The sequence below is a fragment of the Paenibacillus sp. sgz302190 genome (genome assembly GCF_059820445.1).
Genome location: NZ_JBZYAO010000012.1, coordinates 93,675 through 108,970 on the forward strand (window position 1 = coordinate 93,675; position 15,296 = coordinate 108,970).

General features: G+C 52.6%; 12 protein-coding genes. 3 read left to right on the forward strand and 9 right to left on the reverse strand.

Features of this window, described 5'->3' with window-relative positions; translation table 11 throughout:
• Nucleotides 1-27 precede the first annotated feature (27 nt).
• The 6 genes from AC6RNO_RS15465 to nikA all read right to left on the reverse strand — a co-directional run bounded on the left by AC6RNO_RS15465 (nt 28) and on the right by nikA (nt 9,455).
• Nucleotides 28-3,858: an S-layer homology domain-containing protein gene (locus AC6RNO_RS15465; RefSeq protein ID WP_497105962.1), complete on the reverse strand. Its 3,831-nt coding sequence runs from the start codon at nt 3,856-3,858 to the stop codon at nt 28-30.
• Between the two features lie 455 nt (nt 3,859-4,313).
• A complete protein-coding gene (locus AC6RNO_RS15470) occupies nt 4,314-5,117 on the reverse strand; it encodes an ATP-binding cassette domain-containing protein (protein WP_497105963.1) in 804 nt (267 codons plus the stop codon).
• Complete coding sequence (locus tag AC6RNO_RS15475) at nt 5,114-6,046, reverse strand: ATP-binding cassette domain-containing protein (RefSeq protein WP_497105964.1); 933 nt, start codon at nt 6,044-6,046, stop codon at nt 5,114-5,116. The genes AC6RNO_RS15470 and AC6RNO_RS15475 overlap by 4 nt, the downstream gene beginning before the upstream one ends.
• A gap of 16 nt (nt 6,047-6,062) precedes the next feature.
• Nucleotides 6,063-6,893: an ABC transporter permease gene (locus AC6RNO_RS15480; protein ID WP_488436034.1), complete on the reverse strand. Its 831-nt coding sequence runs from the start codon at nt 6,891-6,893 to the stop codon at nt 6,063-6,065.
• Between the two features lie 4 nt (nt 6,894-6,897).
• On the reverse strand, nt 6,898-7,833 hold the full coding sequence (nikB, locus tag AC6RNO_RS15485) for a nickel ABC transporter permease (protein ID WP_497105965.1): 936 nt from the start codon (nt 7,831-7,833) through the stop codon (nt 6,898-6,900).
• Between the two features lie 8 nt (nt 7,834-7,841).
• Complete coding sequence (nikA, locus tag AC6RNO_RS15490) at nt 7,842-9,455, reverse strand: nickel ABC transporter substrate-binding protein (protein WP_497105966.1); 1,614 nt, start codon at nt 9,453-9,455, stop codon at nt 7,842-7,844.
• Between the two features lie 303 nt (nt 9,456-9,758).
• Here nikA and AC6RNO_RS15495 point away from each other — a divergent pair, with 303 nt between their 5' ends.
• The 3 genes from AC6RNO_RS15495 (at nt 9,759) to AC6RNO_RS15505 (ending at nt 12,210) form a co-directional block, all read left to right on the forward strand.
• The gene (locus tag AC6RNO_RS15495) at nt 9,759-10,631 is read left to right on the forward strand and encodes a putative RNA methyltransferase (RefSeq protein ID WP_497105967.1); all 873 of its coding nucleotides are present in this window, start codon (nt 9,759-9,761) and stop codon (nt 10,629-10,631) included.
• A 235-nt stretch (nt 10,632-10,866) separates the two neighbouring features.
• Nucleotides 10,867-11,316, forward strand: a complete 450-nt coding sequence (locus tag AC6RNO_RS15500; protein ID WP_474684778.1) for a MarR family winged helix-turn-helix transcriptional regulator — start codon at nt 10,867-10,869, stop codon at nt 11,314-11,316.
• Nucleotides 11,317-11,331: 15 nt separating this feature from the next.
• The gene (locus AC6RNO_RS15505; protein WP_497105968.1) at nt 11,332-12,210 is read left to right on the forward strand and encodes a haloalkane dehalogenase; all 879 of its coding nucleotides are present in this window, start codon (nt 11,332-11,334) and stop codon (nt 12,208-12,210) included.
• A gap of 389 nt (nt 12,211-12,599) precedes the next feature.
• Here the strand turns inward: AC6RNO_RS15505 and AC6RNO_RS15510 are convergent, their stop codons facing one another.
• The 3 genes from AC6RNO_RS15510 to AC6RNO_RS15520 form a co-directional block, all read right to left on the reverse strand.
• Nucleotides 12,600-13,358, reverse strand: a complete 759-nt coding sequence (locus tag AC6RNO_RS15510; protein WP_474684780.1) for a type II toxin-antitoxin system VapC family toxin — start codon at nt 13,356-13,358, stop codon at nt 12,600-12,602.
• A gap of 2 nt (nt 13,359-13,360) precedes the next feature.
• Nucleotides 13,361-13,591 carry a hypothetical protein gene (locus AC6RNO_RS15515; RefSeq protein WP_474684781.1) on the reverse strand — a complete coding sequence of 77 codons (231 nt, stop codon included), beginning with the start codon at nt 13,589-13,591 and terminating at the stop codon, nt 13,361-13,363.
• A 164-nt stretch (nt 13,592-13,755) separates the two neighbouring features.
• Nucleotides 13,756-15,039 carry a sodium:proton antiporter gene (locus AC6RNO_RS15520; RefSeq protein WP_497105969.1) on the reverse strand — a complete coding sequence of 428 codons (1,284 nt, stop codon included), beginning with the start codon at nt 15,037-15,039 and terminating at the stop codon, nt 13,756-13,758.
• Nucleotides 15,040-15,296: the final 257 nt, after the last annotated feature.

Consider the following 15,296-nt stretch of genomic DNA (forward strand, 5'->3'; position numbering starts at 1 on the left):
GAGTCAATGACGCAGCGGGATTCCGCATTAAATCAGATCGGACTTTCGCAGAAGTCTTTGAACAATAACGGAAACCTCCGCTCTTGATATGAAGGCTCCAGGATCCAGCACGGCGCCGTTTCGTCCGGAAAAGATCCCGGATGCCAAGCAGTCGGAAATCCCGTTCTTCGCCCAATTCGATATCGTACCCGCGTCGGTGAAGGAGTTCAATAGCTGTCCTGCATTTGCGGAAGACTTCGCTTTGAGCCCTGTAATAGCCATTGCTCTGGCCATGATCACCATCGCTTGTTCGCGTGTAATCTTATCATTCGGGCGGAAGGTGCCGTCTTCAAAACCACTAATCAGGTTGTACGCGAAGGCCGTTCCAACCGCGCCGGCATACCAATCTTTCGAATTAACGTCAGAGAAAGACAGTGCCCCTGCTTTTGGCTGCACTCCTAATCCGCGAATCAAAATTGCCGCAAACTCCGCTCGTGTAATATCTTGATCGGGATTGAAGAAGCCTTTGCCGACGCCATTGATGATCATACGCGATCCCATATCGTTTATCGCTTCTTTGGCCCAGTGCGCCTCCGCATCCTTAAACTCAACCGGATGCCATACGACGGAATAGGCACTATTCGTCATGCTGTTTATCTTGGCATAAAGCTTGCCGTCCAGCCGCACGATCTTGGTCGGCACATGGCGCAGCGTTCCATCCGTTTCAACCACGACACCAGTTGTGATTTTGTCAGGATCAACGCCATCCGGAATCGCTATTGTACGTTCAACATAAGCTTTGAACCCGTTGACTTCGATCGTCTTGTCCTTATAAAAAGCTCTTACCGTAAAATCAAGCGGCGGGACAACGACCGAAATTTTCCCTTCCCCGGATTCTTTCAGAACCCCTTGCGCCGGCGTTTTTGACACAGCAATTTCGATTTGAATCTTGATATCCTCCAAGGCTGCCGATTTGCCCAACTGATTCGAAATCGATTGGATGTCGATCTGCCCGGCCGGTAAGTTATAGGTCGCTTTATCTGTTTTTATTTCCAATACCGCTTGCTGCAGTTCCATTTTGCTGATCATCTGTCCGTCAAGCTCTCCGCGCACGACATCGGATTTGGCATCCGCCAGCATCGTCACCACAGCGAATCGCCCTTCCTTCGCCAATAGATCCCCCAGCTTGTCCCGGTCAATGCTGATGGTTGTTACCGTCTGTGAATTTACGCTCGTCACCTTGGCCGTCCCAACATTCACCGATTTGCCGTTAATGAGAACGGTAACGCCCGTTTTATCAGGTTGCGATGTAGTCGAAGGCATCGACTGTGGCGGCGTACTTCCACCACTGTCGCCGTCGGAAGGGATCTCCAGTCTTACGGTATTAGAAACGGCAGAAACAGGGCTGCTGCCAACGCTGTTAATCGCCGCCACAGTAAACGTATAGGTCGTGCCATACGTTAAGCCCGTAACTGTGATTGGGCTGCCGGTTCCGGTTGCAGTCAGTCCTCCCGGAATCGAGGTCACGGTGTAGCCGACGATCTCACTGCCTCCATTGCTGGATGGCGCATTGAAGCTTACCTTCGCTCCGCCGTTGGCTGCAACGGCGGTTACGCCCGTCGGGGCGTCAGGTACCGCAGCAGGCACTCCCGGCGCTGTCGGTGTCACGCTGTTCGATGCGGCCGAAGGGCCGGAGTTTCCTGCGCTATTCGTCGCTACAACCGTAAACGTATATGCCGTCCCATACGTTAAGCCCGTAACCGTGATTGGGCTGCTTGTACCCGTCCACGTCAATCCTCCCGGACTTGAAGTTACCGTATAGCCGGTTATGAGGCTGCCTCCATCGTTGAGCGGGGCCGTAAAACTGACCTTTGCTTGCGATTGGCCTTCCGCCACCTCCGATTTTACATCGGTCGGTACGTCCGGAGGGGTAGTTATCTCAGATAATTTCTGGATACGGTGGTTGCCGAAATCAGCGACATATACAGTGTTTCCGCTATCTATCGCTACACCGCTTGGACTAATAAATTCCCCAAGGCCGCTTCCCTCTCCGCCTCCGCTCTTCTTCCATTCTCTCCACACCCCCGTGGAAACGTCCAGCTTCTGGATGCGATTGTTGCTCATGTCAGCAACGTATACATTCCCGCCGGCATCTACCGCCACGCTGTAAGGCTCGTCAAATTCTCCAAGGCCTTTCCCCGAACCGCCGCCGCTCTTCTTCCACTCACTCCATACTCCTGTAGCTGCCGTCAGCTTCTGGATACGGTGGTTATTGGTATCCGCTACATACACATTTCCGCTGCCGTCCACCTCGATGCCGGAAGGTCCATAAAATTCTCCGAGGCCGCTTCCCGCGCCCCCTCCGCTCTTTTTCCACTCGCTCCATACTCCCGTGACTGCATCCAGCTTCTGAATACGACTGTTATTCGTATCCGCCACGTACACATTCCCGCTGCGATCTACCGCCACTCCGCTCGGATAATCAAATTCCCCACGGCCGCTTCCTTTGCCGCCTCCGCTCTTCTTCCACTCTCTCCATGCTCCCGTGGATGCCGTAAGCTTCTGGATACGGTGGTTATCACGATCGGCCACGTATACATTCCCATTGCTGTCTACAGCAACGTCGGTCGGATTCTCAAACTCTCCAAGACCGTCACCCGAACCGCCTCCGCTCTTCTTCCACTCGCTCCATATTCCTGTGGACACCGTCAGCTTCTGGATGCGATGATTATCGTAATCGGCCACATACACATTCCGCTCGCTGTCCACCGCCACACCGCTCGGATAACTAAACTCGCCCAAGCCTTTGCCGGCAACCGCTCCCCTATATACCCATTCGATCCATACTCCTGTGGATACCGTCAGCTTCTGAATGCGCTCATTGCCAGAATCGGCCACATACACATTCCCGCTTCCATCCACCGCTATGCCTTTGGGTTGATTAAACTCTCCCAGGCCGCTGCCCGAACCACCGCCGTTCTTCTTCCACTCGCTCCATACTCCTGTGGATACCGTCAGCTTTTGAATGCGATGGTTGCCATACTCGGCCACGTATATATTCCCGTTGTTGTCTACGGCAACGTCGTACGGATTATTAAACTCGCCCGGACCGCTTCCCGCGCCTCCTCCGCTCTTCTTCCACTCGCTCCATACTCCCGTGGATACCGTCAGCTTCTGAATGCGATGGTTGCCGGTATCCGCCACGTACATATTGCCGCTGCTGTCCAGCGCAACGCGGGATGGAAAATTAAACTCGCCTAACCCGCTCCCTTTACCGCCCCCGCTCTTCTTCCACTCGCTCCACACGCCAGTAACTGCATCCAATTTCTGAATGCGATGATTCCAAGCATCCGCCACATACACATTCCCGCTATTGTCTACAGCCACGCCTCTCGGATTATTAAACTCGCCCAGGCCGCTTCCCGCGCCCCCTCCGCTTTTCTTCCATTCGCTCCATACTCCTGTGGATACCGTCAGCTTCTGAATGCGATGATTACTGGTATCCGCCACATACACGTTCCCGCTGACGCCTACCGCTACGCCTGCCGGATTGGAAAACTCGCCCAAACCGCTTCCATACGCCGGCCCATCGCCGCTCTTTTTCCACTCGTTCCACACTCCGGTGGCTGTATCCAGCTTCTGGATACGATGGTTATTGTTATCCGCCACATATACATTCCCACTACTGTCTACCGCTACTCCGGTCGGATTCGAAAACCCGCCGGGCGCATTATTGCCGGTCGATCCGATCTTGGCATATTGACTCCATAGTTCCGCTGCTTGCACAGGAAATGTGAGTAATGTATTACAGACCATAATAAATACAATGCCCCACACCCATAGCTTTCCTGCAGCCGGTTTTGCATATCTCCGATTCATAACTCCCATTCTCCTCCTCTGGCTGAACTTACACGCAATCCCTCCTGCATTTTACCAGGCATCTCTCTCAAAATTCTCACAAATGTGCCTTCAACAACAAAATGAAAGCGCATTCAAATGTGAGCAAAGTACAAGCATGCCAAAAATCGCAGGACAACGACGATAGCGGGGCATTCAAAAAATCACAGGACAACGATGATAGCGAGACATTCGAGGAGATAGTTTGCGCCGCTCCGAAAAATCGAAGAATTGTAACCACCGGCACCGGCTTAGGCGCTAACTTCCATCGCCCCCTATAAGGGAGGGCATGTTAATCATTCGAGTTCAAGGGATGTCTAACTCGTAGCTATAAGCTTTCCTGACGCACGAATATTTGCGGCGGCGATCTGCAGGGCCGGGGCGGCAAATCCGGCACGGCCTGCGTTTATTATCCGGCGGCAGCTAAGCCGGATTCGTCATAGCGGAACGGGCCGCTGCGGGAGGATCGGCAGCACCGCCTGGAGCAACCGCCGGCCGGCCGGGTGGCGCAGTTCGTCAAGCCGCGATGCGTCATCCAGCGTCTCGACGATTTCGCCCCGCTCCATGACCGCTACGCGGTCGGCAAGAACCCTCACGGCCGACAAGTCGTGGGAGATGAATAAATACGACAGGCCGAACTGCTCCTTCAGCCGGCCGAGCAGCCGCAAAATACCGGCCTGCACGAGCACGTCCAGGCTGTTGACCGCCTCGTCCAGCACGATCAGCTTCGGCCGGAGGGCAATCGCGCGGGCGATGCCGACCCGCTGCAGCTGCCCGCCGCTGAACTCGTGCGGGTATTTCCCGGCGTCGTCGCCGTGCAGGCCGACCGCTTCCAGCAGCTCGCGGACGCGTTGCCGCTGCGCAGGCGCAGTCATTCGCTCGTGAACGCGCAGCGGCTCGGCGATGATGCTCTGCACGTTCATGCGCGGATTGACCGCGCTGTGAACGTCCTGAAACACCAGCTGCATGTCGCGTCGCAGCTGCTTGCGCTCCTTGGCCGAGACGTCATGCAGCCGACGGCCCAGAAACAGCACTTCCCCGCTGTCCGGGCGCTCCAGTCCGAGCACGATTTTGCCCAGCGTGCTTTTGCCTGAGCCGCTTTCGCCGACGAGCGCAAGGCACGTCCCTTCGTCGAGGCGAAGGGAGACGTTTTTTACCGCCTCGATCACAGTGCGGCGGTTCCAGCCAAACCGGCGGGAGCGGTACGTTTTTGACACGCGATTCAGTTCCAATATGTTCATCGTTTCACCCCGCCCCCGAAATTCGCCACCCAATGCCCGGGCGCCGCCTCGAACAAACCATCGTCCGCAGCGCCATCCCCTTCTGTGTTTGCGGGCTGGGCCTCGTGCCAATCGGCCGCCATGCCGACGCTGCCGTCGACACCGCCTTGCCGCGCCGCAAGCAGCGCCTGCGTATACGGATGGCGCGGGCGGTTCAGCAGCAGCGCTGCCGGGCCTTTTTCCAGCAGCCGCCCCTTACGCATCACGGCCACTTCGTCCGCAAGCCTGGCGATGACGCCAAGATCGTGGGACACGAGCAGCATGCCCATGCCGCTCTGCCCGCGCAGCATTTGCAGCTCGTCCAGGATAGCGGCCTGTGTGGTCGTGTCGAGCGCGGTCGTCGGCTCGTCGGCGATCAGCAGTGCCGGATTCAGGCAAGCGGCCATGGCGATCATCGCCCGCTGCAGCATCCCCCCGCTCAGCTCGAAGGGGTACATACTCAGCAGCCTTTCGCCATGCGGCAGCCGGAACCGCCGGATTTGCGCCGCCGCAAGCTCGCGAGCTTCCGCTTTTCGCATGGGCAAATGGGCGCGAATCGTCTCGATAAAATGGCCGCCCACCGTCATCATCGGATTGAAGGCGGACATCGGATTTTGCATAATAACGGCTATGTCGCGCCCGCGCAGCCGGCGCATTTTCTCGGCTGGCAGGTCCAGCAATTCCTCGCCGCGAAAGCGGATGCTGCCATTGACCCGCTGCCCTGCGCCGAGCAAGCGGACAATCGCCGAGCATATCATCGTTTTGCCGCTTCCGCTCTCTCCGACGATCCCCAGCACCCGCCCCTGACCGAGCGCCAAGCTTACATTGTTCACAACGCGCTTCGCCGCCCCTCCGGGGACAGGCAAATCAACTTGCAATCGCCGGATATCCAGCAATATTGGTAGTCCCATACACAACTCCTATCGTTTAGACGGATTTCGGATCAAGCGTATCGCGCAGCGCGTCGCCGAACCAACTGAACGCCACCACGGTGGCGAAGATCATCATCCCGGGCGCGATCATCAGCAGCGGATGGCTGCCCATCAAAGATTTGCTGTCGTTGATCATCATCCCCCATTCGGCCATCGGCGCTTGCACGCCCAAACCGAGAAACGACAATTCCGAAATTTGCAAAATGACCGCACCCATCTGCAAAAATTGAACCGCCATCATTTGCGGCAGCACGAACGGCACAATATGCCGAAGCACAATTCCGAAGCCGGAAGCTCCCGTGATTTTCGCCGACAACACATAATTCCGCTCTTTTAAACTGACGACCGACATCCGGATCATCCTCGCGTAGCCGACCCAATTGACGACGACCAGCGCAACGACCAGATTCACCACGCCGCCGCCCAGCAAACCGACAATAGCCAGTGCGAAAATCAAGCTCGGAAAAGCAAGAAACAAATCGCAAATGCGCATCAAAAGCCTGTCCAACCAGCCTCCTCTGTAGCCCGCAGCGATTCCTACAATCAGGCTCAGCGCAAGGGTGATCGCCGTAACGACAAAAGCCGCAGCGAGCGATACGCGCGCGCCGGCGATGATCCGCGACCAAACGCAGCGGCCCAGATGGTCCGTACCCAGCGGGTACTCCCAGGAAGGCGGCTGCAATTTGCGGACGATATCGACCTCATACGGATCGTGCGGCATCAAGTACGGACCGAGCACGGCCATCATCACGAGCGCCAGCAGGCAAATCCCGCTGATCATCAGCGCCGCCGGACGGCGAAGCTTGAGGTTAAAGCGTTCGCCCATGCCGTCACGCTCCTTTCGCGCGAATGCGCGGATCGATGATGGCGCAGACGATCTCGGCCAGCAAATTGACGACGACGAAAAAGACGCCGATCAGCAGCACAAAACATTGCACAACCGCATAATCCCGGTTCATCATCGACTCGATCAAGTATCGGCCGATGCCCGGGATGGCAAATACGTTTTCAACGATGACGGTGCCCCCGAGCAGATGGCCCAGCGTAATCCCGAGCGATGTTACGACGGGCAGCAGGGCGCTCTTCAGCACATGGCGGACGATGACGAGCGGTTCCCGTACCCCGCGCGACCGCGCATACCGGACGTGCGGCTGTTCCATATGCTCCAGCATGCCGGTGCGAATGAGCCGGATGTAATACGTGCTGTAGGTGAGCGCCAGCGCGAGAGACGGCAGCACCATATGCGCCGCCGTCCCCCGTCCCATGAGCGGAAATAAGCCCCACTTCAATCCGAGCCAATACACCAAAACAAACGCCAGCCAAAAACTCGGCATCGAGGCGACTGCAAATACACCGAGCCGGGTTATCCGATCGAACCAGCCATTTTTGCGCACCGCTGACCAAATGCCTGCCGGCACGCTGATCAGCAGCATCAAAACGAAGGATACGGCCCCAAGCTGAGCCGTCACTGCGAAGCGCGCTCCCAGCTCGGCCAATACAGGCTTTTTCGATATAAAAGAAACGCCGAAATCCAGACGCGCCGCATCGCGCATCCACTGAACGTACTGTTCGAGCAAAGAGCGGTCGAGTCCGAGCTCCTTGCGTGCCGCCTCAAGCGCAGCTTGCGTAACGGGCACTTTGGACAAATTCAGGTAAGCTTCCGCCGGATCAACCGGGATAAGCCGGATTAACAAAAAAGCTACGATCGTTATTCCCAAGACGACAACCAGCATACTGCCGATTCTTCCGGCCACAAAGGATACCATGACCGCACCTATTTGATGTCGAACGCATCGAAAGGAATTTCAAACTGCATCGGGTAAAATGAAACACCGCTCACATGATTGTTCGCAACAGCCACATTGACCGTGTAGGAGATCGGCAGGTACACCGCCTGCTCATGCAATGTCGTCAAAATGTATGTATACAGTTCCTGCCTCGTTTTCTCGTCGGTGCTCGTGATCACTTGCGTAATTTTATCGTCGATTTCTTTTTTCATCGGCAAGCCCGCCTGCGCCTGATAGTCGGCATGACCCGACTCGCGCATCGAGGCCACGACCGTATGCGGATCGTAAGGAATGCCCCACGTTTCGTTGAAAGCGAGATTAAATGCGCCTTCTTTTTGCCGGTTCGTAAAAGCTTGCTTCTCTTCGCCTATCATGCTGCCTTTGATCCCGATTTTGCGCCATTCTCCCTGCATGTACTCAAAAATCGTTTTTTGAACCTGGTCGTTGCTGTCATAGGCCAGATCGAGCTCCAGCACTTTCCCGTCTTTTTCGCGAAACGGCTTGCCGGCCACCTCTACCCAACCCGCTTCAGTCAAAAGCGATTTTGCTTTTTCCAAATTGTACTCGTACGGCTTCAAGTTCACGTTGCTGTAAGGCAAAGTCGGCGCAAACAGCGTGTCAGCCTGCTTCTCGATGCCATTGAGCACATGCTCGATCACGGTCTTTTTGTCCAGCGCGTATTCAAGAGCCTGGCGCACGCCCAATTCCCGCGTCGGACCTCTGTTCGAGTTGATCGCCAGCGATCGCGTGGACAGCGGCTCGGAGACGTACGTCTGGTATTTGCCCGTATCCTTCAGCGATTTGAACGCATTCGGGGTCAACTGACCGCTGCCGAAAATCAAATCGATGTCTTTATTCTCCAACGCCATCGCCCTGGCCTGCGGGTCGGGAATGATTTTGGTCGTCACCTTTTCCAACTTCGGCTTCTCGCCCCAGTAATGTTCATTGCGCGTAAATACCGCTTGTTCGTCTTTTTTATAGTCGGTCAGCACCCAAGGGCCCGTTCCTATCGGCTGTTTGATCGTCTGGGCCGTACTCCCGTCATCGGGAAAGCCGGCATTGCCGAGGATGCGAAGCGGACGAATAAGCGACAGCTCCTGCAGGAACGGATAGTATGCATTTTTCAGCTCCACCTTAAAAGTTTGCGCATCCACCGCTTCCGTTTGCCGGATTTCGTTTACCGCCTCAAGCCAGCTATGGCGCTTGCCGTTAGCCAATACGGCGTCGAAATTTTTCTTCACAATCGCCGCATCGAATGCCGAGCCATCGGAAAATTTCACGCCCTGGCGCAAATGAAACGTGTACGTTTTGCCGTCCGGCGCAACGTCCCACCTCTCAGCCAGCGCGGGCTGCATGCTGCCATCCGCTCCGTATTTCACAAGCGGCTCATACACCATCGCCTGGGCGAAAAGCTCGTTCGGCGCATACAGATGCGGATTCAGGCTGCCGACATCTTTGGCCCAGGACAGCGTGATGGCTTTCGCTTTCGGTTTCGCTTCATCCGCCCCCGCAGCGGAATCTCCCGCAGACTGGGCGCAGCCGGTCAATGCCATCGCACTTACGGCGGCCGTCACGATTAATTGAGTTACTCTTCGTTTCATCGTTCTCTTTCCCCTACACTTTCTACGCAAAAATATTAATAGTAATAATTACTATTATATGAAAACGGACATATATTGCAATACTTTATTTACAAACCCCTAATGATATATGATGAGATGGGGACTCCCCCAGATTGACTTGCAGAACAGGAGCGATTCACAGCTATGATCATCCAATTCATTCGTTTGCGGTAATGTGAGGTGCAGATCATAAAACCGGCCTTTTTTTCAAATTCAAAGGTCAGGTTTATTTGTCTGTGCCTTTTTTCATTCACCGAATCCGAATGAATGGGGTGCTTTTTTATGAATACCGCTCATTTTATCGCCTCTTTTTGCGATATTTTCCGATGTCCGCTATGCTTCGCTCCAATGAATGCTGCGAACGACGGTAAAAGTTTCGTATGTCCGAATAAGCATTGCTTCGATCTGGCCAAACGCGGGTATATCAATTTGCTGCCCCGCCCTGTCGCAACGAAATATGACAAGCAGCTTTTCGAGTCCCGCAGGGCCATTGGCGCCAGCGGCTTTTGGAAGCCGGTGGATGCGTATATTTCCGAGCAGATCATTCATGCGCTTGGAGCAAAATGCGATACGACAAAAGTGCTCGACGCCGGCTGCGGCGAAGGGTCTCATTTATCGGGCATCAAAAAGATAATCGCCCGTGCGACCGGGAAAGACGTGCTCGGAGTCGGCCTCGATATTTCCAAAGAAGCAATCGTCCTGGCCGCCAAAAACGACGCCGATTCGATTTGGTGCGCAGCCGATCTGGCCAAATGCCCGCTCGCCGATAAGCAATTCGATTTTATTCTTAACATCCTCTCACCTTCCAACTATTCGGAATTTCAAAGATTGTTCAAAGGTGGCGGGAAGCTGATCAAGGTCATACCCGGGAGCAGTTATTTGCAAGAGCTGCGGGCCCTTTTTTACGATCAAACCGGCAAACAGGCGTACTCCAATCGCGACACGCAGGAGCGCTTCGGCATGCATTTCGAACTGCTGGAAACCAAGCGTTTGCACTACAAAGCTCATCTGCGCCAGCCCCTTATTGAACATTTGGTGCGCATGACGCCGTTAACATGGGGAGCGCGGGCAGAGCGCCTGCAAAGAGTTCGTGCAATGGAGATTATGGAGGTCACAATCGATTTGACCGTTTTGGTCGGCAAAAAGCGCGGCTGATTTAGCGTGAAGCGTTGCCGTTACTGACAGCGAGGAGATTGGAGCAGGTGCCGCAGCGCCTGCTCCAGTTCGTTGAAGTAACGGGAGATTGTGCAACAATCCAACAAGGCGATAGCATAATTATCGGCTAACTGGATAAGTCTCACAAAAAATTAGTTGCAATAACATCCTATTTGCCGTATAGTGAAATTAGTTGCAATAACATCCTATTTTCACAAACAAGGAGGAGGCTAATTTGAGCGAGCATTGGAGACAAAATGACAAGGGTCCAGCGGAATCGCACGGTCAATACATTTCAGCCATCTATCGGCACATGCAGATATTCATCTCAGCCGAGTTGGCGCCATATCGAATCGGAAGCGGACAGTATATTTTTCTGATGGCGATTGCGTTTCAGCAACCAATCACTCAGAAGGCGCTAAGCGAGAAACTGCTCATTGACAAAACGACTACCGCTAAAGCGATTACCAAGCTGGAAGCAGAAGGTTACGTGCGGAGAGAAGCCGATCCCGCCGACAACCGCTATCATCTGCTCTATTTGACGGACTCGGGACGTGAGGTGGTACCTAAGGTGCAGGAAGCACTGGCCCGCGTTAAGAACAAAACCCGGAAAGGCATTACCGATGAGGAGTATGACTTTTTACTGAGTCTGCTGAACATCGTGCTTCGCAATCTGACCGAGTAGGAGGAGAGATGAAACATGATTAACGAGGCATTCCCTTATGAGAAAAAGCGAAATCAAGTATTCGGGTTAGAGATGGCGTATGTGGAGGAAGGAAGCGGTGACCCGATTGTTTTCCTGCACGGCAATCCGGCATCCTCCTATCTCTGGCGCAACATTATTCCTTATGCCCGTAAGTTTGGCCGCTGCATTGCGCCCGATCTCATTGGAATGGGCGATTCCGCAAAGCTTCCGGACAGCGGGCCTCACGCATACACCTTTGCCGAGCACCGCCGCTATCTTGACGAGCTGCTCAATCAGCTTGGCGTGAGCGAGCGTGTGACTTTCGTGGTGCACGATTGGGGATCGGCACTGGGCTTCGACTGGAGTAAGCGGCATCCCGACGCGGTCAAAGGCATCGCATACATGGAGGCGATTATTAAGCCGCGCAGTTGGAGTGAAATTCCGGAGACTGGACGCAAAATCTTCCAGACGCTCCGGACGCCGGAAGGAGAGCGAATGGTGTTAGAGCAAAATTCGTTCATCGAGTTCAACTTGCCGGTCAACATATTGCGCAAGCTAACGGATGAAGAGATGGCACAGTACCGTCGACCGTTCCTGGAGCCGGGCGAAAGCCGCCGTCCTATGCTCAGCTGGGCACGCCAACTTCCGTTCGACGGAGATCCGGCTGATATAACGGAGATTGTCACCGAGTATGGAGAATGGCTGGCGCAAAGCGCTGTTCCCAAACTATTCGTTCAATGCGACCCCGGCTTATTGCCGCAATCCCACATCGATTTCTGCCGTACATGGCCATCGCAGATCGAAGTTACTGTGCCAGGCCGCCACTATCCCCAAGAAGACGCACCCGATGAAGTTGGCGAAGCGCTTGCCGCATGGCTGAAAAATTTGGATTAACGTTACGCGGGTAAGAGGTTGTTCCATAAGTAAAAATTAAAGAGGCGTAGGATACGTTTGATACTCAAAAAAATGATTTTTAAAATAAACAAAGGAGTTAAGCGGCTTGCATGTGCCTAACTCCTTTGCTTTTTGCGTTTACTGCTGCTTCCTTCAGCAAATTATGGGCAAGCGAAAGCCACCCGACCTCCAAACTTACTTTGGGTAAGCCTCGAAGCAGGAATCTTTTGAAAGGATACCGGCGGAGAGTCTTGCTTATACAACAACATATGGCAACAAGAGATCCTTAGCAAATCGACTGCGGCGGATTCGGGATAGAAAGGAACTGAACATTTTATCCTTTATTACAAAAATAAAAAAGACGCTGAGAAATTTATTCTCCCGTCTACTTAAGCCACTTTATAAATCCTTATGCTCCTGCCGATTAAATCCTTAGGCAGCAAACTAACGTCCTCTTCGTTGTAGTTACCAACCTCAAAATCTCCGTCCAATGTCAGAAATAAATCACAATGGTTCCAACGGGCACTCGCAAGATGGATGGCATCGGGCATATCAACCTGAAATAAATATGAATACGCAAGTGCCAATTGCTCAGTAGATTCATCTGATTGAACATACTGAACATGGAAACCATATTCACGAAGAAGCCCCTTAAACTCTTCAAATGTTTGCGTTGCGCTTTTATAAAAACTTGCAAGCAACGCCCTCTGACGGGGAAGCTGCTTCAAAAATTTCACAAGTTCATACGGCTTCACACTAACATAGCGACCTTTTATGGTCAAATAATCCTTCGCCTTTGCTTGTGTGTAAATCGAGGCTATCGCACTTTGATCGATGATTTCATCCTTTTGTTCCGCAGTTAGTGGCTTTCGACGATTCTCCGGGATAGAAACAACCTTTTCATGATACACTTGTAAAGCGCGTAGAATTTTGATTTTAAATAAATTACTGACAACCTCAGAAGCTACGTGTATATTGGTAATCCAACATACCCCTTGGTCTGCCATATGGTCTAATACATCCAGCACTAAATCATGTCGCCTATCCTCAACGTTTATAGCGGCCAAAATAAAACAAGCATCCAAGTAAACGGATGCTTGTGTAACATTCTCTCGGAGAACACTCTCAGCAGTTACAACAAAACTCATCCTTACTTTCCCTTCCGATCATAACGATGCAGATCAACAGCCGTTACACCAAAAGCTGATCGTACACCAATTTTTTTAATAGCTTGGGAAAGCGGAACACGTGTTGTATTACTCTCTGTTATTTGCTTCGTCCGCGATGCCATGTTTTTCTCGACTACTGCCATGGCCATCAACTCCTCGTTTTTTACGATGTTTATGCCATTACTATACTTCTTTTGGGAAGGTTTGTCCATGTTTAATCCTTTTCTAAACCGTGGAAATTGCGGTTTTTTTAAGCTTTTTAGTATCCTTTCTCCCCAATCCTCCCCCCTTTTAAACTTGATGTGCCTGGGAATAGAAAGAGACCGGGTGATGCCCGGCCAATGACCACAAGAGTTTAACGAGCTCGTATTTTACATCAAATAACAAAATAACGGAAATAAATATATGCGCTGGACAGCAGTATGGATAGAATCATCAACGGAAATCCGTACTTCATATATTTTACAAATGTGATCGGATACCCCTCTTTTCCGGCCATCCCGGCTACGATCAAGTTGGCGCTCGCTCCGATCAATGTCCCGTTGCCGCCAAGACATGCGCCCAGGGCAAGGCTCCACCATATTGGCTCCAGATGGATAACCCCCAGATTCCCCATCTCTTGAATCATCGGAATCATCGTGGCGACGAAAGGAATGTTGTCCAGGAATGCGGAAGCAATTGCGCTTAGCCAGAGAATCAGCATAGAGGTCGCAAGCGGATCGCCCCCTGTAAATTGTATGGCCTTTGCCGCCAGTTGGGCGATCACTCCGGTCTCCACCAATCCTGAGACAAGTACAAACAAGCCGACAAAGAAAAACAGGGTCATCCATTCGACGCTATGGAACGCTTTTTCCAGCATCGTCTCCCCGGTCAAAAGCAGCAGCAGGAACGCGCCGCTTAACGCTACGGTCGCCGACTCCAAATGCAAAGCTTGATGAAGGAAGAAACCCAGCATCGTTAGTCCGAGCACGACGAGGCATTTGATCAGCAGCTTGCGGTCGGTAATCATGGAATTTTCGTCCATGTCCATCATGCTCCGCTGCAGCTCGGGCGTGGTACGAATTTGCTTGCCGAACATCCATATGAACAAAGGGATATAAGTCAACATAATAATGACCGCCAGTGGCGCCAAATTATAGATGAACGCCATAAAAGTCAGCTCTTTGACCGCGCTGCCGATCATAATATTGGGCGGATCGCCGATTAGAGTGGCCGTACCGCCTACATTCGACGCAATGATTTGCGTGATCAGAAATGGGACGGGATTTACGCGAAGCTGTCTCGTAATGCCGAGCGTGACCGGGACCATGAGCAGGACGGTCGTGACGTTGTCCAAAAACGCCGAGCCGACTGCCGTAATGGCAACAAGCGCGATCATGATGCTGACCGGCTTCCCCTTGGCGGACTTGGCCGCTTTCACGGCTATATATTTGAACAGTCCGGTTTCGGCGGTCACGCCTACAATAATCATCATCCCGACAAGCAGCCCCAGCGTATTGAAGTCAATGTGATGCAGCGCCGTTTCCTGGTCCACAATGCCCAGAACGACCATCAAAACGGCTCCGAGCATAGCCAGAACGGTACGGTGAATTTTTTCAGAAATAATCATTGCATAAATAGCTAAAAAGATGCCAATTGCCCAAATAGCTTGCTGTTCCATATACTCCCCCTTATAAACCCGTTGATTTTTGAAAAAAAGACAAAAAGAGCCCGCTGTTGGCAGGCTCCTCCGGTAATTCCATATATACGTTTTACTGTACCTTTTTTCGAAAGGAAAGTAAAGCATAGTGATTTTACGTCAGTTAAACTAACATAAAATTACTTTATAAACACTTAAAATGACATATACATAACACCATCAAAGCAGATTATGAAATTTTATTTTATAATTTTATTGATATTTATGAAATATTGATT

What these genes read in the sequence shown, in the direction of transcription:
- AC6RNO_RS15465 (WP_497105962.1), bottom strand. Translation starts at nt 3,858, where the DNA reads ATGAATCGGAGATATGCAAAACCGGCTGCAGGAAAGCTATGGGTGTGG.
- AC6RNO_RS15515 (WP_474684781.1), bottom strand. Translation starts at nt 13,591, where the DNA reads ATGGACAAACCTTCCCAAAAGAAGTATAGTAATGGCATAAACATCGTA.
- AC6RNO_RS15510 (WP_474684780.1), bottom strand. Translation starts at nt 13,358, where the DNA reads ATGAGTTTTGTTGTAACTGCTGAGAGTGTTCTCCGAGAGAATGTTACA.
- AC6RNO_RS15470 (WP_497105963.1), bottom strand. Translation starts at nt 5,117, where the DNA reads ATGAACATATTGGAACTGAATCGCGTGTCAAAAACGTACCGCTCCCGC.
- AC6RNO_RS15520 (WP_497105969.1), bottom strand. Translation starts at nt 15,039, where the DNA reads ATGGAACAGCAAGCTATTTGGGCAATTGGCATCTTTTTAGCTATTTAT.
- nikB (WP_497105965.1), bottom strand. Translation starts at nt 7,833, where the DNA reads ATGGTATCCTTTGTGGCCGGAAGAATCGGCAGTATGCTGGTTGTCGTC.
- AC6RNO_RS15475 (WP_497105964.1), bottom strand. Translation starts at nt 6,046, where the DNA reads ATGGGACTACCAATATTGCTGGATATCCGGCGATTGCAAGTTGATTTG.
- AC6RNO_RS15495 (WP_497105967.1), top strand. Translation starts at nt 9,759, where the DNA reads ATGAATACCGCTCATTTTATCGCCTCTTTTTGCGATATTTTCCGATGT.
- nikA (WP_497105966.1), bottom strand. Translation starts at nt 9,455, where the DNA reads ATGAAACGAAGAGTAACTCAATTAATCGTGACGGCCGCCGTAAGTGCG.
- AC6RNO_RS15505 (WP_497105968.1), top strand. Translation starts at nt 11,332, where the DNA reads ATGATTAACGAGGCATTCCCTTATGAGAAAAAGCGAAATCAAGTATTC.
- AC6RNO_RS15480 (WP_488436034.1), bottom strand. Translation starts at nt 6,893, where the DNA reads ATGGGCGAACGCTTTAACCTCAAGCTTCGCCGTCCGGCGGCGCTGATG.